Origin of the sequence: Kribbella orskensis (genome assembly GCF_004342085.1) — a bacterium.
Taxonomy (GTDB): Bacteria; Actinomycetota; Actinomycetes; order Propionibacteriales; family Kribbellaceae; genus Kribbella; species Kribbella orskensis.
In genome coordinates, this window is record NZ_SLWM01000003.1 from 211051 (window position 1) to 229414 (window position 18364).

Sequence of the window (18364 nt, forward strand, 5' to 3'; positions counted from 1 at the left end):
GTCGACGAGTTGAGAGGACCGGCCCATGGTCATCCAGAGTGAGTTCCCACCCGTCGAGATCCTCGACCTCCCGATCCATGACGCGGTGCTCGGCCGCGCCCAGGAGTACGGCGACCGGCCGGCGCTGGTGGACGGCGTCACCGGCCAGGAGATCACCTACGCCCAGCTGGACGGGATGAGCCGGCGGATCGCCGCCGGGTTCGCCGAGATGGGCATCAAGCACGGCGACACCATCGCGCTCTACAGCCCGAACACGATCATCTACCCGGCGGTGTTCTACGGCGCTACGCGCGCGGGCGCCACGGTGACGACGGTCAACGCGCTCTACAACGCGTCCGAACTGAACAAGCAGTTGATCGACTCGAAGGCGCGGCTGCTCGTCACCATCTCGCTGTTCCTGCCGGTCGCCACCGCCGCCATCGAGGGCACCGCCGTCGAGGAGATCCTGGTCTGCGATACGGCCGAGGGATACCGCCCGGTGATGGAACTGCTGGCGAGCACCGCACCGGAACCCGTGGTGAACATCGACCCCGCCAACGACGTCGCGGTACTGCCGTATTCGAGCGGGACCACGGGCGCGGCCAAGGGCGTGATGCTGACCCACCGGAACATCGCGACGAACATCTCGCAGGCCGAGCCGACGATCGCCGTCGGGGAGAACGAGCGGATCATCGCGATCCTGCCCTTCTTCCACATCTACGGACTGACTGTGCTGATGAACCTGCCGCTGCGGCTCGGCGCGACCGTGGTGGTGCTGCCGAAGTTCGACCTGCAGCAGTTCCTCACGGTGCTCGACCAGCAGAAGATCACCCGGGCCTTCGTCGCGCCGCCGATCGTGCTCGCACTGGCGAAGCACCCGGCGGTCGACGGCGTGGACCTGTCCGCGCTGAAGTACGTGACGTGTGCGGCGGCTCCGCTCGACGGCGACCTGGCCGAGGCCTGCGCGAAGCGGCTGGGGTTGCACGCGGTCCTGCAGGCCTACGGGATGACCGAGCTCTCGCCGGGCACCCACGCAGTACCGCAGGACGCGATCGATCCGCCGGCCGGTGCCGTGGGCAAGCTCTTCCCGTCGACCGAGATGCGGCTGGTCGGCGCCGACGGCGAGGACGTGCCGGAGAGCGAGACCGGGGAGATCTGGATCCGCGGACCGCAGGTGATGAAGGGGTACCTCGGCCGGCCCGCGGACACCGACGCCACCATCGACCCGGACGGCTGGCTGCACACCGGCGACATCGGCCGGGTGGACGACCTCGGCTACCTGTACGTCGTGGACCGGTTGAAGGAGCTGATCAAGTACCACGGGTACCAGGTGCCGCCGGCCGAGCTGGAGGCCGTGCTGCTGACGGACGACCGGATCGCCGATGCCGCCGTGATCGGCGTCCAGGCGGACGGGAACGAGGTACCGAAGGCGTTCGTGGTGCCGATGCCGGGGGCCGAGCTGACCGAGGACGACGTGATGGCGTACGTCGCGGAGCGGGTCGCGCCGTACAAGAAAATCCGGCAGGTGGAGTTCATCGACGCCGTTCCGAAGGCGGCCTCGGGCAAGATCCTGCGGCGTGAGCTGCGAGCACGGGAGGCCGCGCGTGAGTGAATCGGAAGCCGGGCAGTCCTCAGGTCTCGCCGGTCGGACGATGCTGATGTCCGGCGGCAGCCGCGGGATCGGCCTGGCGATCGCGCTCCGGGCCGCCCGCGACGGGGCGAACGTGGCGCTGCTGGCGAAGACCGCCGAGCCTCATCCGCAACTGCCCGGCACGATCTACACGGCCGCCGCCGAGATCGAGGTGGCGGGCGGGCACGCGTTGCCGATCGTGGGCGACGTACGCTCCGACGAGTCCGTCGCCGAGGCGGTACGGCGGACCGCGGCGGAGTTCGGCGGGATCGACATCGTGGTGAACAACGCGTCCGCGATCGACCTGGCGCCGGCGGCGGACATCTCGATGAAGCGGTACGACCTGATGCAGGACATCAACGCGCGTGGCGCGTTCCTGCTGTCGAAGCTGTGCATCCCGTGGCTGCGGAAGTCGCCGGCCGGGCACATCCTCACGCTGTCGCCGCCGCTGAACCTGGACCCCCGCTGGGCCGGCGCGCACCTGGCGTACACGATGGCGAAGTACGGGATGAGCCTGACCACGCTCGGGCTCGCGGAGGAGCTCAGGGCCGACGGGATCTCGGTGAACTCGCTGTGGCCGCGGACGTTGATCGCGACCGCCGCGGTGCAGAATCTGCTCGGCGGCTCCGCGGCGACCAGCCGGTCCCGAACTCCGGACATCGTGGCGGACGCGGCGTACGTCGTACTGACCCGGCGGCGGACCGGGGAGTTCCTGATCGACGACGAGGTGCTTGCCGAGGCCGGGATCACCGACTTCTCGCAGTACCGGCTGGCGGCGAGTGAAGCGGACCTGGCGCCGGACCTCTTCCTGGAGTCGTTGTGAGCGAGGCGCTCCGCGAACCGCAGCAGGACCGGAGCCGGGCGACCCGGCAGAAGCTCCTGGCGGCCGCGCTCGAGTCGCTCGCTGAGGTCGGGTACTCGGCGACCACCGTCGCGGTGGTCGCCGCTCGCGCAGGAGTATCCCGGGGCGCCGCGCAGCATCACTTCCCCACTCGGCAGGACCTGTTCGCGGCGGCCGTCGAGTACATGACCGAGGTGCGGCTGGCGGAGATCCGTGAGCAGGCCGCCGGGTTGCCCAGTGGCGACGGGCGGACCGAGGCGATCGTCGGGATGCTGGCGGACGTCTACACCGGTCCCCTGTTCCGGGCGGCGTTGCATCTGTGGGTGGCGGCGTCCACCGAGGAGCCGCTGCGCCAGCAGATCGTCCGGCTGGAGGCGCACGTCGGACGGCAGGCGCATCGGGCGCTGCTGGAGGTGCTCGAGGTCGACGAGCGCACGCCAGGGGTACGCGAGACCGTGCAGGGCGTGCTCGACATGGCCCGCGGACTCGGCCTGGCCGACCTGCTCACGGACGACGCTCGCCGCCGGCGTGGCATCGTCCGGCAGTGGGCCGCCATCCTGGACCAGGCGCTGGCTACAGGTCGCTAGTGGCCGGCCGGCTGGTGCGAGCGCCTCGAGCGGCGATGCGCTGGTCGACCTTCGCGGCGAGGGCCTCTGGGTCACAGTCGGCCAGGTGGTCGCGCACGAGCAGGTGGATGAACGCGTACTCGCCTCGCCCGGTCCTGGACAGTACATAGCGATCGGCCGCGTAGCGGAGGAAGGCGCGGCGTCGCCACGGCAGGTAGCCGCTCCACCGGAGCAGGAAGCCGTGCAGCAGCCGGGAGAGACCACCGGCGAACAGTGGAGCCCGCCGCCGCCAGGCCTTGGCAGCGACAGCCCCGACCAGTACTCCGAGGGCCGCCTCAGGCTCGGCCGATCCCAGGCTCGCTCCTAGCGCCACGGCCACGAGGAGCGCGACCAGGACGCCGCTTACCACCCAGGGATCCATCAGCCACTGGGCTCGCGGCCCTTCTTGGGACTCGTCCTTGTTGTGCGGGTAGACCAGGTGATCCATCGGCAGCGCCTTCACCAGACGGATGCCCTGGGCAACTATCAGGCCGATCGCGAGGCCGGCCACGAAGGCCGCGGGCGAGTCGGCCCAGGTGTAGCCGATCCAGCCGGCCGCGATCACGACGACCAGCCGGACGGCGAGCAGCACTCTGCGGTGGATGCCGCCGGAGAGGACGTACTCCAGCGCGTAGGAGGATCCGATCGCCGTCGCGGCGAGGGCGAGACCGAGCCACGGTGGTAGGCGCGAGACGACGCCCGCGCCCAGGAGGATCGAGCCGAGCCCGGCGACCGCACCCACGCAGAGCATCATCGCCGTCAGCAGGAGGCGCGGCTGTTTGGCTCTGTCCTGGAGAACCCACCAGGTCCGTGGCCTGACGTGCACGAGCAGTAGCCCGTACGCTCCCACCGCCAGCCCCGCCGGTACGCCGTACAGGGCTGTCGTGGCGAGGGTGGCGCCGCCGATCAGACCGGCGAAGAGGGCGGGGAGGCAGACCATGTGGGCCAGGTAGCCCACGGCGGGCAGGACCAGGCCGTACCAGCCGTTCGGTGTCAGCCGGTTGGGGACCTCGATCCGGTCGCCTGCTCGGGTCCTCGTCCACCAGGCTAGGCACCAGAGCGACCGGATGACGGCGCGGGACTCGTACTGGCGACTGGCCGGACGATAGCGGGCCAGCACCTCGGAGATGAAGGTGTCGAACAGCTCGCGCCGGTGGTCTGCCAGTCCGCCGGCGGCGATGTCGCGAGCGTCCCGGCCCTGGTAGGCGAGCGCCATGACGTTCAGCATCAGCGGCGAGTTGATCAGGTCCCACAGGTCTTCGTCCCGCTCGATGGCGGCCCGTGCACCGGCCAGCTCGCTCCCGCCGGACGCGAAGTAGTCGAGCACCTGGCGACGGCTCAGCGGGCGGATGTGCACAGCGCCGTACAGCTTGAGGCGGTGATGGAGGTTTTCGTAGTCCTGGCTGCGGCAGGTGACGGCCAGCTGGCCGATCAGGTAGCGACGGCCCAGCTCGGCCAGTACAGGCGCGAGCTTGTCGCGGTGGGGACCGTCTACCTCGTCAAGACCGTCCAGGAGGAGCGCGAGGCGGCCCTTGCGCAGCCAGACCCGGCCTACTGCGACAGGGATCTGGTAGCGGTCGTTCAGCTCCTCGAGGAGCCAGCGGACGAACCCGGCGAGCAAGGCGCTGTCACCGGGATCGTCATCGGCATGCCGTCCGGTCGAACCGGTCCAGCCGGCCAGCCCGACCAGTACCGGGATGGGGCTGTCCGGATCGCTGTAGGCCTGCGCGGCCAGCGATCGGGCGAGTTCCAGCAGCAGCGTGGTCTTGCCGGAGCCTGGCGCGCCGAGGATCAGCATCGAGTCCTGCAGATCGTCGAAGGCCGCCACGATGTCGGCGTCCTCGCGGACCTCCGCAACGCTGCTGCCGAGCGGCTGGACGAGCAGGTCGTACGGCCGGATCACCGCCTCCGGCCGGAGGTCGAGCGCGAGGGCGAGCCTGGTCCGCGACGCCAGCGAGCCCGCGAACCGGTCGGCCAGGTAGCGATCGACCCGGGCCAGGGCGTTCGGGCGGTTCCGCGGCTGGTCCGCGGACCGCGCCGAGTGGCCGACCGTCCGGCGGCTGCGGTACTCGATCAGGCCGGTGACGACCGCGACCAGCCAGAGCACGCCGATCACCGGCCAGGTCCAGTCGACGTACGGCGCGAGGAAGTCCGGGGCGGTGCCGCCGGTACCGACGTTGATCGCGATCGGCAGCAGTACCAGGGTCAGCGACAGCGTGAGGACGAGCAGGGCGATGCGGAGCAGCCCACGGATCCTCACCCACGGAGAGTATCGAGCCGGCGGTTCCCGCGGAGTCGCTCTCCGCGTTTCACCGGCCATCCCGGTGCCATCGCTCGAGCCCGGGCAGGACGTCAGCAGCGTTCCGCCTGGCGGTCCTGTCCCAACTGGCGGTCCGGGGCTCGGGGAAACGTTGTCCCGTCACGTAGGTTTCCCTTTGTCATGACTACTGAGCGGATCGACCGGGCGAGCGTGGGGCTGCGGTCGGAGCGTGGACCGATCCTGCTCGCGGTGATGCTGAGCGTCGGCCTGGTGGCGATCGACGCGACCATCCTGGCGACCGCGGTGCCGTCCGTGGTCGAGGACCTCGGCGGGTTCACCCAGTTCCCCTGGCTGTTCTCGATCTACCTGCTCGCCCAGGCGGTCTCGGTGCCGATCTACGGCAAGCTCGCGGACCTGCGCGGCCGCAAACCACTGATGCTGCTCGGCGTCGCGCTGTTCGTGCTCGGCTCCGTGCTCTGCGGGTTCGCCTGGAGCATGTCGGCGCTGATCGCGTTCCGGCTGGTCCAGGGACTCGGCGCGGGCGCGATCCAGCCGATCGCGATGACGATCGTGGGCGACATCTACTCGGTCGCCGAACGCGCGAAGGTGCAGGGATACATCGCCAGCGTCTGGGGGATCGCCTCGTTCGTCGGGCCGACGCTGGGCGGCGTCTTCTCGGACTTCATCTCCTGGCGCTGGATCTTCTTCGTGAACGTGCCGCTCGGCCTGGCCGCCTGGTGGGTGCTGTTCCGGCGGTTCCACGAGGACGTCAAGGTGACCACCCGGCACAAGATCGACTACGCGGGCACGATCCTGCTCGCCGTCGGTGCTTCGTTGCTGCTGCTCGGTCTGCTCGAGGGCGGCGTGTTGTGGTCCTGGGATTCCCCGACCAGCATCGTGATCCTGGCTCTCGCGGTGCTCCTGCTGGTCGCCTTCGGGTTCGTCGAGCGCCGTGCGGCCGAGCCCGTCCTGCCTCTGTGGGTGCTGGGACACCGGGTGCTGAACTCGGCGAACTCGGCCGCGCTGCTGATCGGCGTACTGATGATCGGGCTGTCGACGTACGTGCCGCTGTATGCGCAAGGGGTGCTCGGGACGTCCGCGCTGGTAGCGGGTTTCGCGCTTGCGGCGATGACGCTGGGCTGGCCGATCGCGGCGTCCTTCGCGGGGCGGATCTACCTGCGGCTCGGGTACCGCACGACGATGCTGCTGGGTGCGGTGATCGTGGTGGTCGGCGCCGCGCTGCTGCTGACGGTGCGCTCGGACAGCTCGGTGCTGTACCTCGCTCTCGCCTGCTTCGTGATCGGCCTCGGTCTCGGCTTCTCCGCCTCACCCGGCATCGTCGCCGCCCAGTCGTCCGTGGACTGGCGCAGCCGCGGTGTGGTGACGGGCGCGAACATGTTCGCCCGGTCCGTCGGCAGCGCGATCGGCGTCGCCATCTTCGGGGCCGTCGCGAACGGCGTCGTGGCCTCCCGCCTCGGCGACAGCCACGACGACCTGGAGAACCTCCCGAGCCACATCCTCGCCCCCGCGATCCACGACGTGTACTACGGAGCCGGAGTCGCCGCACTCCTTCTGGTCGTGGCCGTCAGCTTCATGCCCAACCGCGTGGCCGAGCAACCTCGCGTCTGACTTCCTCAGGCGCCGCGGGACTCGGCCAGGCGGCGGATCCAGTAGCGGAACCAGGCGGGACCGTAGGGGATATAGACGCGGGTGGGGATATCCCGAGAGTGCAGGGCGTCCAGGGTCTCGGGGCGGACACCCAGTAATTGTTCCACCGGGACTGGGCCGAGTCCGAGTAGTACTGCTTCGCGAAGGCGGCCGTCGTGGGTAGCTAGGGACCACCTGCCGCCGGAAGCTGCCAACTGGTGGGCCAGGCGGAGGTACGCGATGTCCGTAGGTTCGCCGTACGGGTGGGATCCAGTCGGCTCGACATACGCGCCCTTGACGAGCCGGACCTGTACTCCGGCGGAGATGAGCGCGTCGACGTCATTCGGTGAGCGCAGGAGGTTCGCCTGGACCGTGGCGCCGAGGCGATCGGCCAAGCCGCGACTGGCTACTTCCAGGACGCACTGCTGAATCTTGTCCGTGCGAGCGGTGTCCTCGGCGCCTATTTGGAGCAAGCGGCCGGGTGGAAGTGCTTCGGCGATCCTCGCGACCAGGTCCGCAGCACCGGCCGGGTCCACGTCCAGAGCGAGGTGCGAGAGGTCCAGCGACAACCAGACGTCAGCCGGAGGCTCCGGTACCAGCCTGGCCAGTTCCAGGTATTCGTCGACGACTCGAGCCGCGTCTGCCGGGTCGGTGGACAGCTCACCGAACAGGTCGACGCTCACGCCGTGGCCTTTGCCCAACTGCTCGGCGACGACCTCCAGCGCCTCGTCACGAGTCCGGCCGGCCACATACCGCGAGGCTGCCCGCCAGGCGTTCTCCTCGCCGCCCGGCAGTCCCTTGACCAGTTGTTCGACTCGCTCGTTGGTCGCCAGCTTGAAGAGGATCGCCCGGTCCGCACGCATACCTGGAGTCTGCCAGCTAGGACGCCTTAGGGGAGGGGTGCGATCAACGCCGCGGCCAGGCCTGCTGCGGCGAGGACGCTCCAGAGGATGGTGATGGCTCGGTTGAGGATGACCACGGACTGCTTGGTCACGGTGCGGGTGAGCTTGCGCCAACCGATGATCAGGAGGGCGACGAGGAGAACTGTCGCGAAGGTGGAGAGGAAGCCGGCGGCCCAGCCGAAGGCGAGCGGGCGGGCGTCGAGGTAGGCGCTGCTGAACCTCTCCTCCAGAGTGCTGTGCCGGCCGGGGATCAGGAGCGCGGCAGCGGCGGCCCAGATCGGCAGGGCGTAGGCGACTACCTGCTTGGCGTGCTGCGACAGCCGGTGGCGTTGGGTGTAGGCAGCCACCAGTACTACGAACGGCAGCCCGCCCCAGCACCAGCCGAGCCCTCGGAGTACGAGTTCGTGGTGGTTGACGAGGCGGCCGACCGCGGCGACCACGGGTTCTCCGACGAAGGCGCCGCCCACACCACAGAGCACGGCAACAGCGAAGCCGAGGCCCACAGCTCGGCCGACGTACCGGGGTGCTCTGGACATGGGAGGAAACTCTGCCACGCGACCAGGGCAGACCCGGCGGAGTCTAGGTTGGTGGGCATGCGGCCAGTGGATTGTGTCGGGGCTCTGATCCAGGACGAGCAGCACCGGGTCTACGTGCATCGCCGTACTGCGGACCGCCGGTTGTTCCCCGGGATCTGGGACATCGTCGGAGGTCACCTGGAGGACGGGGAGACGCCGGAGCAGGCGCTGGCACGGGAGGTCGAGGAGGAGACCGGGTGGCGGGTCCGGGAGATCGTCGCCACGGTCACCGACTGGGAGTGGGAGCACCAGGGACGGATCCGCCGTGAGCTCGACTACATGGTGACGATCGACGGGGACCTGCGGCAGCCGCGGCTCGAACAGGGCAAGCACGACGCGAACGCCTGGGTCGGTCCGGACGACCTCGAACTGCTGATGCTGAACCGGACGGATGGGGACCGCCGGCTGCGGGACATCGTGGCGCACTCGGTACGGACCAGGTTCACCGAGCGGCTGCGGCTGGAACCCGTCACCGGTCCAGGGGAGGTCCTGCCCGGACATGCGGCGGACCTCGAGCGCCTGCTGAGCGATCCCTGGGTGGCCGAGTGGTACGGCGGCGCATGGTCCACCGAAGAGTCCGTGCTGCGCTCCGCCGCGATGCACGTCGCCTGGGAACACGACGGCGTGAGCAAGTGGATGGCGTACGAGCCCGCCGCCGGGTTGGTCGGGCGGGGCGGGTTGTCGCGGTTGCCGGCCGACGGAGCGGTGACCTCGGCCATCACGGAGTTGCTCGACTCGGCTGGGTCGGGGGGTGAGTCGCTCGGGGAGGTGTGGGCGGCGGATCGGCTCGAGCTCGGGTGGGCGTTGCTGGGCGAGGCTCGGGGGCGTGGGTACGCCACAGAGATCGGGCGGGCCGGGCTGGAGTTCGCCTTCGCGACGCTGGGGGCTGGTGCTGTGATCGCATTCACCGAACGCCACAACCGGGCCTCGCGTGCGGTGATGGAACGCCTCGGGATGAAGTTCGCCGGGGAGATCCGGACCGAGGGCCTGCTCGAAGGACAGTCCGGAGTCCTCCCGGACGCTCCTTTCGCGGTCTACGTGCTCCGCGCCTAGCGGTCTAGCGGTCCAGAGCGGACACGAAGCGGGTCAGGAGGGCGGCGAAGGCGGCCCTCTCCGCCTCGGGCCAGTCCTCCATCGCGGTAGCGAAGCGGGCGCGACGGATGGCGTGGACAGCATCCAGCCTCGCTCTGCCGTCGTCGGTGAGCACCAGATTCGTCCGCCGGCCGTCAAGTTGATCGGTCTCGCGGCGGACCAGGCCGGCCGCTACCGCGGCCGCGACCAGCTTGCTGGCCCGAGGCTGGTCGACGCTGAGCGCCTCGGCGACCCCGTTGACCCCGATCAGTTCGTCTCCGGCCGCCTCGAGCGCGTCGATCACCTGCTGGATCGCGTCGTCCTGCGGCGCCATCCCCACCTCGCGGGCGAGCGTCCGGCGCGTCTGGCGCCGGCGGACGACGACCATCGCGGCCTCCACCTCGGCGACGGGGTCGACCATGTCACTCCTCAGGGCCACTCCTCAGGTATATGCTCATTGACATGCATATGTCAGGTGACAACAAGCCTATCGGGTGGTGGATCAAGGAAGTGGATCGGCTGCTCGAGCTGGCGTTCGAGCGGGTCCTCGCGGCCGACGGGGTGAGCCGGCGGCAGTGGCAGGCGCTCAACGCGGCGCGCGGCGAGGAGCCGATCGAGGTCGCGCTGGCGCCGTTCCTGGCCGGCGACCCGGCCGAACTCGCCGCGGTCACGGAGAAGGTGCAGGCGGAGCGCCGCCGGATCACCAACGGCATCGTCGACTCGGAGTACCTGCAGACGATCGACGTACTGCGCCGGATGGCGGTGAACCTGGGTTATCAGCCCACAAATGGCTCCGCCGTGTGACCGCCCAGGCGCGGCGGTCACACAGCGGAGTCGGCCACCTCGGAGTGTGGCTCGTGGTGAGGTGTCACGAGCCACTAGCCCGCCCGGCCCGAGGTGTCGGCCAGGAGGTGGGCTTGGAACGGCTGGGCGGCGGCGATGCAGGGACTCAACCGCCGGCCCAGCCGGGCCGGTGGGCGGTGCGGTCCGGAGCTGAGGAGTGCTCCGGACCGCACCTCTGGTTTCGTCCGGGACTGAGGAGTGTCCCGGACCTTCATTCGCCACTCCTGGACGTGAGGAGACCCCAGGAGCAACCACCGGATCTGAGGAGGATCTGGTGAGCTCAGATGTTGTCTGTGTCCGGCTGCGGGCCGAGGATGTCGTTCGTGACCCGGAGACCGGCGAACCGCCTCCGCATTGCCTGCTCGTACCGCGCCGCCAGCGGTGCTTCCGCGACGTACTGCGCGATGACGTGCTCGCCGAACCAGACCCGCACTCGGCGGCGGTGCTGCCTCGACGTCATTTCTGCAACAGTCACTGCTTGCTCACCCCGTAACTATCGGACCTTGCAACCAGTTGGACTTGCTGGTTGTCATGGCAGTAATGGTGCACAGACCGACCGTGACAGCTCCAGGACCTGGACCGGACCTTTGCCGGACCTCTTCAGGACCTCTGGCGGACATCTGGAGGACTACACCTTGTCGTGGGGCATGAGTCGAGACACCGTCTTGTCTGACGTGAACGGGAGGAACGATGGCGGGTAGGTATACGCCAAGAACGGTTCTTGCGCACCTGATCCAGCGCCGGAACCAGACCTACTCCGAGATCGTCGCCGAGTTCGTCGAGCTGGGTGGAACCATCACCGAGCGGCACCTGCGGCGCCTCGCATCGGGCGAGCGCGCGGGAACCACTCCACAGACCCGGCGCACCCTGCAACGTATGTTCGGCAAGCCGGTCGAGGAACTCCTCACCCCGTACGTCCCCGAGCAGGCCGGCCAGGTGGTGCCGGCGTCTGCCGGGGGTGGACGGTTCACGACAGGTAATGAGACGGAGGTTCTCGACATGGCTGCCAGCCGTGCGCGGGCGTTTGCCCTCGCGGCCCAGACCGGTCTCGGTAGCGAGGCTATGGAACAGGTGTACGACGATGTGAGACACGTTGCGAAGGCGTACCCGCAGCGCCCGCTCCCAGAGATCCTCGGCCAGCTGGTCGAGACCCAGGACCTTGTCTTCGCACTGCTGGAGAGCCGGCAGCGTCCGGAACACCTACGGCAGCTGTACTTCCTCGGCGGCGTGACCGGTGGCCTGCTCGCCAAGGCGTCCCACGACCTCGGTAACCCGCACGCCGCCCTGACCCAGGCCAGGACGGCCTTCCTCTGCGCCGACAACGCCGACCACCACGGGCTGCGTGCCTGGGTCCGCGGACTGCAGTCGCTGGTGTCCTACTGGGCGGGCAACCCGCACGACTCGGTCCGCTACGCCCAGCTCGGCGCGGGGTACGCGGAGCGGGCCAACAGCACCACCGGCGTCTGGCTCCCGGTCAGCGAGGCCCGTGCCTGGGCCGCGCTGGGCAATGCCGACGCCGCCCGGGCCGCGCTGGAGCGCGCCGAGAACGCCTGGCCTCGGTGCAGAACGACGACCTGGACGACATGGGCGGCCTGTGCACCTTCGGCCGCAACCGGCAGCTGTACTACGCGGCCGACGCGCTAGCGTGGCTGCCGGGCGAGGTGGAGACAGCCGAGCGGTACTCCAGCCAGGCAGTCGACGCCTACACCGATCAATCGCACCCCGAGTGGGCCTTCGGCGACGCCGCCGGCAGCCAGGCCGCCATGGCCATCACCCGGATCGCGAACGGTGAGCTCGACGGCGCGGCGGACGCGATCGCGCCGGTCCTCGGCCTGCCCACGGAGCGCCGGATCAACGGTGTCGTGCACTCGGCCCGCCGGGTCCACCAGGCACTGCGGCAGTCGGGTCGCGCGGACGACGCCCGCGACCTGCAGGAGGAGATCGAGATGTTCACCCGGACGCCCATCCAGACCTTCCCGCGGTAGCAGGCGGGATGGATCCGCTCACCGGCGATGGCACCAGGCTGCGCGAGTTCCGGCTCGACGACCTGGACGACTACCTGGCCATCGTCGGTGACGACCGGGTGACCAACTGGCTGTCCTTCGACAGCCGCGACCGCGACAGCGCGCAGACGGCACTCGCCGCCGCGGTGGAGCGGTCCCAGCAAGACGATCGGCTGGACTACATGCTCGCCGTCACCCGCCTGGACGACGACCGGCTGATCGGCTTCGCCCGGCTCGGGCCGACCGGAGTGCAAGCGGCCCACCTCGGCTACGCGATCGCCGCGGACCACTGGGGCCACGGCTATGCCACGGACGCCTCCCGGACGCTGGTGAGGTTCGCCTTCGAGAACCTCGACCTGCACCGGGTCAGCGCCGCGATCGGCCCGGAGAACCTGGCTTCGGTCGCCGTGGTGAAGCGCCTCGGCTTCAGCTACGAGGGCCGCATCCGCCACCACGTCTTCACCAACAACGCCTGGCGTGACTCCCTGCTCTACTCGATCCTCGCCGGCGAGTACCGCGGCTAGTTCATCCGGCGCACAGTGACGTCGGGTTGGAGTGGCGGGGAGACTGGATCTATGACCACTACCGCCCACCCGACCGACGGAGTGCTCGACCCGCTCAGGGACGGCCTTGCCCGGATGATCATGACCAAGGTCGCGGGCCCGGACCCACAGGCGGAGCGCGACCGGGTCCACAACACGCCGGGACCTAGGTGGTTCGGGCCGGACCGGCCGATCCGGCGGGTGCACGGCGACGCCTCGATGTTCGCGGGCGGCCTGCGGGCACTACTGCTGCAGTCGCTGCACCCGTTGGCGATGGCGGCTGTCTCGGCCCACTCCGGCTACCGCGGCGACCCGTGGGGCCGGCTGCAGCGGACCAGTTACTTCCTGGCGATCACGACGTACGGCGCTGCCTCGCAGGCGGAGGAGGCGGTTGCTCGGGTGAAGGCGGTGCACGAGCGGGTACGCGGTACCAGCCCGGACGGGGTTCGCTACCAGGCGTCGGACCCGCATCTGCTGGGGTGGGTGCATGTGGCCGAGGTGGACAGCTTCCTTGCCGCCCACCAGCGGTACGGCGCAGCACCGCTCGACGCCTCCGAGAGGGACGCGTATGTCGAGGACACGGCCCGGGTGGCTCGTGCTCTCGGTGTGGTGGATCCGCCGACCACTGAGGGGCAACTGCGGCAGGCGCTGGCGGAGTACCGGTCGGAACTGCGGGGGACCACCGAGGCTCGGCAGGCGGCTCGCTTCATCCTGGTGCATCCGCCTGTGCCGTGGGCGGCGCGTCCGGCGTACGGGGTGTTGACGGCCGCGGCGGTCGGGCTGCTGCCGAGGTGGACCCGGTGGCCGCTGCGGCTGCCGTATCTGCCGCTGGCAGAGAGCACTGTGGTCCGGGCGGCCGGGGACGGGCTGACCCGCACGATCCGGTGGGCGCTGACGTCTCCGACGCTCGGAAAAGTCGACATATCGTCCTGACGGCTGTGATTTTGGCCTGGCGGGTGCGCCTGGAGCGCTGAAACTACCGACTCACCGGTAGTTTGTTCTCGTGCCGTCGCGCCCGAATCGCCCGCTGCCACTCGCTACACCGGCGGGGGTCGAGGTGCTGACCAGGATCCTGACCCAGGGTCCGATCCCACGCGTCGAGATCGCCCGGCGGACCGGGCTGTCGCAGGCTGCCGTCACCAAGGCCGTCGCCCCCCTGATCGAGGCGGGATTCGTCACCGACCAACCGTCGCCGGCGGCGGTGGACGAGCCCGTGGAGAGCCGGTCCGAGCTGGGCATCGGGCGGCCGGTCAGCCCGCTGACGGTGGTCGCCGAGAGCATCTCGGTGATCGGGCTGAAGGTGACGCCGACGGACCTGATCGGCGTGATCACGGATCTCCGCGCCGGCATCCAGGCGACCCGGCACCAGCCGCTGCCCGACACCTCCGCCGAGACAGTGATCCAGCAGCTCGCGGTGCTGGCGAAGGAGATGATGGACTCGATCAGTGAGCCTGCGGGGCCGCTGATCGGGATCGGGGTCGCTGTCTCGGGTGATGTCGACTCGCGGCATGGCGTGGTGCGGGACTCGCCGTTCATGGGGTGGCGGGATGTGCCGGTCGCCGCCTTGCTGACCGAAGAGCTGGGCGTGCCGGTGCTGGTGGAGAACGACGTACGGGCGCTGACGATTGCCGAGCACTGGTTCGGGGTGGGTGTGAATGCCGACTCGTTCGCGGTGGTGACGATCGGGTCCGGGGTCGGCTGCGGGCTCTACATCAACGGCGAGGTCGTGTCGGGTGCTCACGGTGTCTCGGGCGAGCTCGGGCATCTGCCGCTGGCGCCGGGCGATCTCGTCTGCACTTGTGGACGCCGTGGCTGTGTCGAGACGGCCGCGTCATCGGATGCGATCCTGGCGCGAGTCCGTGAGACTACGGGCAGGCCGGAGCTGGACCTGTCGGGTGCGATCCAGTTGGCGCACGAGGGAGACGAGCACGCGCGGGAGGCCTTCGACCGAGCAGGAGAGGTGATCGGCTCAGCCCTCGCCGCGATGGTGAACCTCGTCGGCCCGGAGCTGGTCGTCATCGCCGGCGAAGGTGTCGCCGACTACGACCTTTACGACCAGCGGATGCGCCAGGCCTTCGCCGCACACGCCTTCGGTGCCGCCGGCGACTGCCGCCTGATGCTCCGCTCCCACACCTTCGACAACTGGGCCCGCGGAGCCGCTGCCACAGTAATCCGTGCCTACGTCCGCTCCCAACCACCCTTCAACCGCTGACCATCAGTCGACCGGCGAAGGTTGAGGCAGCCTCTCAACCGACTGGCCGCTCGGGCTGGGCACGCGAGCAAGTGCGCAGAAGTTGTTGAGGTAGTTGGCACGCTGCAGCGCCCCCTCCGCCTGGGTGGGCGGAGGGGGCGCGGGGCAGCGGGTCAGCTGCGGGCGGCGGCTAGGATTTTTCGCCAGACCTTCTTGTAGGACTCGAGGCCGTCGGCGGCTAGCGGGCCGGTGGGACCGGCGGTGATGGAGACTCGTTCGGGGATGGTGCCCCAGACGGGGATGCCCTCGTCGGCGTACTGCTGCATCGCTTCCTGGTAGCTGCGGGTGTACGTGCGGGCCGAGCAGATCACCAGGCCGACCGGGACTTCCTTCGGAACCAGATCGAGGACCGCCTTGACCCGGGGAGTCTCGACGCCGCCGACGCGGGCCGGGATGATCACGATGCGGGCCCGTTCGAGTGCCTTGTTCAGCAGGCGCTCGTGCGACGGGGGCATGTCCACCACCCCGATGCCCTCCGGTGGAACCTTGTCGAGCGCCTTGGCCAGCAGCCGCTCCGTCGGCGCCTCGGCGATCTCGATCCTGGACAAGTGTTCGTCGTCGGAGTTCTCGATCCAGTCCGCCGCGCTCGCTTGCGGATCGGCGTCGACGAGGGTGGCTGTGCGACGGTTGGAAGATGCCAGCGCGGCCAAGTACACCGACGTAGTTGTCTTGCCTACCCCGCCCTTCAGTGCAGCTGTCACGATGATCATGGAACCGACGCTACCCGGTTTTGTCCGAATTCCGGCGTGTCGTCGGCGTTGCTCGCCAGCAGCGTGATAGTTGCCAGGGGCTTCGAACAAGCTCAACAGCCCTTCAACCTGTCACGGACGACCTCGCACCGGGCGCCAAGATCCAGCTATGAGGTGAGGGCCGCGTCCGAGCGTTTTGCGGAGCGGAAACGCTGCTGGTAGGCGCGCGGTGACACCCCGAGCCGCGCGATGAACGTACGGCGGAGGGACTCGGGGTTTCCGTAGCCGGCGCGTTCGGCCGCCTCGCTGATCGTGAGACCACCCTCGAGCGCCGCCTTGGCCGTGTCGAAGCGGATGGCGTCGACATAGCGAGCCGGCGTGGTCCCCAGCTCCTCCTGGAAGAGCCTGGTCAGGTGACGCGGGCTCATCGCCGCCAGCGCGGCGAGCTTGGGCACCGAGTGCTCCCCGGCCGGGTCGGCAGCCACCGCGTCGAAGACGGCTCGCAGTACCGGGGTGTGCGGGCGCGGGCCCTGCAGCGTCGGGGAGAACTGCGACTGGCCACCCGGGCGCTGCAGGAACACCACTAGCGACTGGGCCACCCGCCGAGCCAGATCCTCGCCGTGGTCCTCCTCGAGCAGCGCCAACGCCAGGTCGATCCCCGCGGTGACACCGGCGGAGGTGTACGTCTGCCGGTCGCGGACGAAGATCGCATCCGGCTCGACGGCGATGTCCGAGTAGGCGGAGCCGAGCAGTTTCGTGTGCTGCCAGTGCGTGGTCGCCCGCCGGCCACTGAGCAGACCTGCCTCGGCCAGGATGAACGCGCCGGTGCAGATCGAGCACACGCGAGTGGACCGCCCAGCGAGACCGCGTACTGCGCTCACCAGCGGTTCGGGGATCGGGTGGGTCGGCAACCGATCGCCGCCCATCACCAGCAACGTGTCGAAGCGCAGGTCCTCGCGGGCCGCGTCGACGTCGACCGAGATACGCAGCCCGGTCGAGGACACCACCTCGGTCCCACCGACCGAGCAGACGGACAGTTCGTACTTCGCGCCCATCCGGTTCGCCTCGCTGAACACCTCGCTCGGGCCGGCTACGTCCAGCAGTTTCACGCCGTCGAAGACGACCACCCCGACCCGGTGCGGCCCGGTCCTCTTGACCACGGTGACCTCCTCGCGACGGTCCGGATCTGTGGGAATCAGGTCCGAACGAGCGGGGCGTCGGAGTACCCGCCGGGACCACGCTATAGGCACGCAGACAACGAACCACGGAGCTGATCATGACCGAGACGATCGCGGGAATCACGATTCCCGACACCCCACTGGTGCACGAGGCCACCGAACTCGTCCGGGCGGCGACGAGCCCGCTGCTGTTCGACCACTCGCGCCGGGTGTTCCTGTTCGGCAGCCTCAAGGGCGCGCACCGCGGCCTGCGGGCCGACCCCGAACTGCTGTACGTCGGGGCGATGTTCCACGACCTCGGGCTGACCGGGAAGTACCGGCGGACCGATCAGCGATTCGAGGTGGACGGCGCCGACCTGGCTCGCGACTTCCTGCTCGCCCACGGCCGGTCCGAGGCGGACGCCCGAGCGGTCTGGCTGGGTATCGCCCTGCACACCACTCCGGGCATCGCGAACCACCTCGAGCCCGAGGTCGCCCTGGTGTCCGCGGGCGTCGAGACCGACGTACTGGGTTTCGACCTGGACGAGATCACTGCTGAGCAACTCGCGGCCGTCACCGCCGCGCATCAGCGGCCGAACTTCAAGGAGAACATCCTGCAGGCGTTCGCCGACGGGATGAAGGACCGGCCGGACACCACCTTCGGCACCATGAACGACGACGTGCTGGCGCACTTCGTCCCGGGCTTCGTCCGCGAGGACTTCGTCGAGATCATCCGCGGTTCGGCGTGGCCCGAGTAGAGCCCCTACCACCAATTCAAAGGAGAAGAACCAGCCATGACCAGCACCATCACCGCACCAGAAACCACGAACTCGGCGCGTAAGCCGGAAGGCAGCAGCGGCCAGTTCATCGCCTCCGCCGAGCTCGGCGCCCACCTGCAGCGGGTCCTGAACGATCTGATCGAGCTTCAGTTGCAGGGTAAGCAGGCCCACTGGAACGTCGTCGGCGCCAACTTCCGCGACCTCCACCTGCAACTGGACGAGATCGTCGACGAGGCCCGGACCGCCGCGGACACGTTCGCGGAACGGATGCGGGCGCTCGGCGCAGTACCGGACGGGCGCTCCGACACCGTTGCGGCCGGCACCAGCCTGCCCGCGTTCCCAGCCGGCGAGCACAACACCACGAGGTCGTGGACCTGATCACCGGCCGCCTGCGCGGTGTCGCCTCGACCCTGCGGCAGGTACACGACGCGGTCGACAGCGAGGACCCGACCACCGCGGATCTCCTGCACGTCGTGATCGAGAGCCTGGAGAAGCAGGCCTGGATGCTCGCCGCCGAGAACCGCGTAGCGTCCTGACCCCGAGCAAGATCGAGCCCTGCCAGGCCAGTAGTACGAGCACGCCGTACTACT

The 18364-nt window shown here is 69.4% G+C and carries 20 protein-coding genes and 1 pseudogene; 13 read left to right on the plus strand and 8 right to left on the minus strand.

Annotated elements, in window-relative coordinates:
• The first annotated feature begins 25 nt into the window (after positions 1 to 25).
• The 3 genes from EV644_RS09870 to EV644_RS09880 are packed head-to-tail and all read left to right on the plus strand — an operon-like array spanning position 26 to position 3037.
• Positions 26 to 1591: an AMP-binding protein gene (locus EV644_RS09870; RefSeq protein WP_132190034.1), complete on the plus strand. Its 1566-nt coding sequence runs from the start codon at positions 26 to 28 to the stop codon at positions 1589 to 1591.
• The gene (locus EV644_RS09875; RefSeq protein ID WP_241998465.1) at positions 1584 to 2432 is read left to right on the plus strand and encodes an SDR family oxidoreductase; all 849 of its coding nucleotides are present in this window, start codon (positions 1584 to 1586) and stop codon (positions 2430 to 2432) included. Before EV644_RS09870 ends, EV644_RS09875 begins: the two co-directional genes overlap by 8 nt.
• Positions 2429 to 3037: a TetR family transcriptional regulator gene (locus EV644_RS09880; RefSeq protein WP_132190033.1), complete on the plus strand. Its 609-nt coding sequence runs from the start codon at positions 2429 to 2431 to the stop codon at positions 3035 to 3037. The genes EV644_RS09875 and EV644_RS09880 overlap by 4 nt, the downstream gene beginning before the upstream one ends.
• Here EV644_RS09880 and EV644_RS09885 read toward each other — a convergent pair.
• Positions 3024 to 5315, minus strand: a complete 2292-nt coding sequence (locus EV644_RS09885) for an NACHT domain-containing protein (RefSeq protein ID WP_241998464.1) — start codon at positions 5313 to 5315, stop codon at positions 3024 to 3026. The two genes, EV644_RS09880 and EV644_RS09885, sit on opposite strands and share 14 nt — an antisense overlap.
• Before the next feature lie 180 nt (positions 5316 to 5495).
• Here EV644_RS09885 and EV644_RS09890 point away from each other — a divergent pair, with 180 nt between their 5' ends.
• On the plus strand, positions 5496 to 6944 hold the full coding sequence (locus EV644_RS09890; RefSeq protein ID WP_132190032.1) for an MDR family MFS transporter: 1449 nt from the start codon (positions 5496 to 5498) through the stop codon (positions 6942 to 6944).
• A gap of 5 nt (positions 6945 to 6949) precedes the next feature.
• Here EV644_RS09890 and EV644_RS09895 read toward each other — a convergent pair whose 3' ends face one another.
• On the minus strand, positions 6950 to 7825 hold the full coding sequence (locus EV644_RS09895; protein WP_132190031.1) for a proline dehydrogenase family protein: 876 nt from the start codon (positions 7823 to 7825) through the stop codon (positions 6950 to 6952).
• 26 nt (positions 7826 to 7851) lie between these two features.
• Positions 7852 to 8400, minus strand: a complete 549-nt coding sequence (locus tag EV644_RS09900; protein ID WP_132190030.1) for a hypothetical protein — start codon at positions 8398 to 8400, stop codon at positions 7852 to 7854.
• Positions 8401 to 8457: 57 nt separating this feature from the next.
• Between EV644_RS09900 and EV644_RS09905 the strand changes: the two genes are divergently transcribed.
• A complete protein-coding gene (locus EV644_RS09905) occupies positions 8458 to 9492 on the plus strand; it encodes a GNAT family N-acetyltransferase (RefSeq protein WP_132190029.1) in 1035 nt (344 codons plus the stop codon).
• A gap of 4 nt (positions 9493 to 9496) precedes the next feature.
• On the opposite strand, the gene EV644_RS09910 is transcribed toward EV644_RS09905, so the two are convergent.
• Entirely contained in the window at positions 9497 to 9931 is a 435-nt protein-coding gene (locus EV644_RS09910) for a MarR family winged helix-turn-helix transcriptional regulator (RefSeq protein WP_132190028.1), read from the minus strand.
• Positions 9932 to 9972: 41 nt separating this feature from the next.
• Between EV644_RS09910 and EV644_RS09915 the strand changes: the two genes are divergently transcribed.
• Positions 9973 to 10314 carry a hypothetical protein gene (locus tag EV644_RS09915; protein ID WP_199239724.1) on the plus strand — a complete coding sequence of 114 codons (342 nt, stop codon included), beginning with the start codon at positions 9973 to 9975 and terminating at the stop codon, positions 10312 to 10314.
• A 74-nt stretch (positions 10315 to 10388) separates the two neighbouring features.
• Here the strand turns inward: EV644_RS09915 and EV644_RS09920 are convergent, their stop codons facing one another.
• Together EV644_RS09920 and EV644_RS09925 are read right to left on the minus strand one after the other, a co-directional pair.
• A complete protein-coding gene (locus tag EV644_RS09920; protein WP_132190027.1) occupies positions 10389 to 10568 on the minus strand; it encodes a hypothetical protein in 180 nt (59 codons plus the stop codon).
• Positions 10569 to 10633: 65 nt separating this feature from the next.
• The gene (locus EV644_RS09925; RefSeq protein ID WP_132190026.1) at positions 10634 to 10813 is read right to left on the minus strand and encodes a hypothetical protein; all 180 of its coding nucleotides are present in this window, start codon (positions 10811 to 10813) and stop codon (positions 10634 to 10636) included.
• A 230-nt stretch (positions 10814 to 11043) separates the two neighbouring features.
• Here EV644_RS09925 and EV644_RS09930 point away from each other — a divergent pair, with 230 nt between their 5' ends.
• From EV644_RS09930 to EV644_RS09945, 5 genes are all read left to right on the plus strand, one after another.
• Entirely contained in the window at positions 11044 to 11997 is a 954-nt protein-coding gene (locus EV644_RS09930) for a hypothetical protein (RefSeq protein WP_241998463.1), read from the plus strand.
• A complete protein-coding gene (locus tag EV644_RS46200; protein ID WP_241998462.1) occupies positions 11913 to 12338 on the plus strand; it encodes a hypothetical protein in 426 nt (141 codons plus the stop codon). The genes EV644_RS09930 and EV644_RS46200 overlap by 85 nt, the downstream gene beginning before the upstream one ends.
• An 8-nt stretch (positions 12339 to 12346) precedes the next feature.
• Positions 12347 to 12880 carry a GNAT family N-acetyltransferase gene (locus EV644_RS09935; protein ID WP_132190025.1) on the plus strand — a complete coding sequence of 178 codons (534 nt, stop codon included), beginning with the start codon at positions 12347 to 12349 and terminating at the stop codon, positions 12878 to 12880.
• 51 nt (positions 12881 to 12931) lie between these two features.
• Complete coding sequence (locus EV644_RS09940; RefSeq protein WP_132190024.1) at positions 12932 to 13831, plus strand: oxygenase MpaB family protein; 900 nt, start codon at positions 12932 to 12934, stop codon at positions 13829 to 13831.
• Positions 13832 to 13901: 70 nt separating this feature from the next.
• Positions 13902 to 15110 (plus strand): ROK family transcriptional regulator, encoded by a 1209-nt coding sequence (locus EV644_RS09945; RefSeq protein ID WP_132190023.1) that lies wholly within the window; start codon positions 13902 to 13904, stop codon positions 15108 to 15110.
• 152 nt (positions 15111 to 15262) lie between these two features.
• Here EV644_RS09945 and EV644_RS09950 read toward each other — a convergent pair whose 3' ends face one another.
• Both EV644_RS09950 and EV644_RS09955 read right to left on the minus strand, forming a co-directional pair.
• Positions 15263 to 15859 (minus strand): ParA family protein, encoded by a 597-nt coding sequence (locus EV644_RS09950; RefSeq protein WP_132190022.1) that lies wholly within the window; start codon positions 15857 to 15859, stop codon positions 15263 to 15265.
• A 146-nt stretch (positions 15860 to 16005) separates the two neighbouring features.
• Positions 16006 to 16998: a GlxA family transcriptional regulator gene (locus tag EV644_RS09955; RefSeq protein ID WP_241998461.1), complete on the minus strand. Its 993-nt coding sequence runs from the start codon at positions 16996 to 16998 to the stop codon at positions 16006 to 16008.
• 116 nt (positions 16999 to 17114) lie between these two features.
• Between EV644_RS09955 and EV644_RS09960 the strand changes: the two genes are divergently transcribed.
• Together EV644_RS09960 and EV644_RS09965 are read left to right on the plus strand one after the other, a co-directional pair.
• Entirely contained in the window at positions 17115 to 17753 is a 639-nt protein-coding gene (locus tag EV644_RS09960; protein WP_132190021.1) for an HD domain-containing protein, read from the plus strand.
• 36 nt (positions 17754 to 17789) lie between these two features.
• A pseudogene (locus tag EV644_RS09965) lies at positions 17790 to 18310 on the plus strand (Dps family protein).
• The last annotated feature ends 54 nt before the right edge of the window (positions 18311 to 18364 follow it).

Bases quoted from the DNA above. Each gene is read 5' to 3' on its own strand.
- EV644_RS09870 (WP_132190034.1), top strand. From the start codon at position 26: ATGGTCATCCAGAGTGAGTTCCCACCCGTCGAGATCCTCGACCTCCCG.
- EV644_RS09890 (WP_132190032.1), top strand. From the start codon at position 5,496: ATGACTACTGAGCGGATCGACCGGGCGAGCGTGGGGCTGCGGTCGGAG.
- EV644_RS09895 (WP_132190031.1), bottom strand. From the start codon at position 7,825: ATGCGTGCGGACCGGGCGATCCTCTTCAAGCTGGCGACCAACGAGCGA.
- EV644_RS09900 (WP_132190030.1), bottom strand. From the start codon at position 8,400: ATGTCCAGAGCACCCCGGTACGTCGGCCGAGCTGTGGGCCTCGGCTTC.
- EV644_RS09905 (WP_132190029.1), top strand. From the start codon at position 8,458: ATGCGGCCAGTGGATTGTGTCGGGGCTCTGATCCAGGACGAGCAGCAC.
- EV644_RS09910 (WP_132190028.1), bottom strand. From the start codon at position 9,931: ATGGTCGACCCCGTCGCCGAGGTGGAGGCCGCGATGGTCGTCGTCCGC.
- EV644_RS09915 (WP_199239724.1), top strand. From the start codon at position 9,973: ATGCATATGTCAGGTGACAACAAGCCTATCGGGTGGTGGATCAAGGAA.
- EV644_RS09920 (WP_132190027.1), bottom strand. From the start codon at position 10,568: ATGAAGGTCCGGGACACTCCTCAGTCCCGGACGAAACCAGAGGTGCGG.
- EV644_RS09925 (WP_132190026.1), bottom strand. From the start codon at position 10,813: ATGACGTCGAGGCAGCACCGCCGCCGAGTGCGGGTCTGGTTCGGCGAG.
- EV644_RS09930 (WP_241998463.1), top strand. From the start codon at position 11,044: ATGGCGGGTAGGTATACGCCAAGAACGGTTCTTGCGCACCTGATCCAG.
- EV644_RS09935 (WP_132190025.1), top strand. From the start codon at position 12,347: ATGGATCCGCTCACCGGCGATGGCACCAGGCTGCGCGAGTTCCGGCTC.
- EV644_RS09940 (WP_132190024.1), top strand. From the start codon at position 12,932: ATGACCACTACCGCCCACCCGACCGACGGAGTGCTCGACCCGCTCAGG.
- EV644_RS09950 (WP_132190022.1), bottom strand. From the start codon at position 15,859: ATGATCATCGTGACAGCTGCACTGAAGGGCGGGGTAGGCAAGACAACT.
- EV644_RS09960 (WP_132190021.1), top strand. From the start codon at position 17,115: ATGACCGAGACGATCGCGGGAATCACGATTCCCGACACCCCACTGGTG.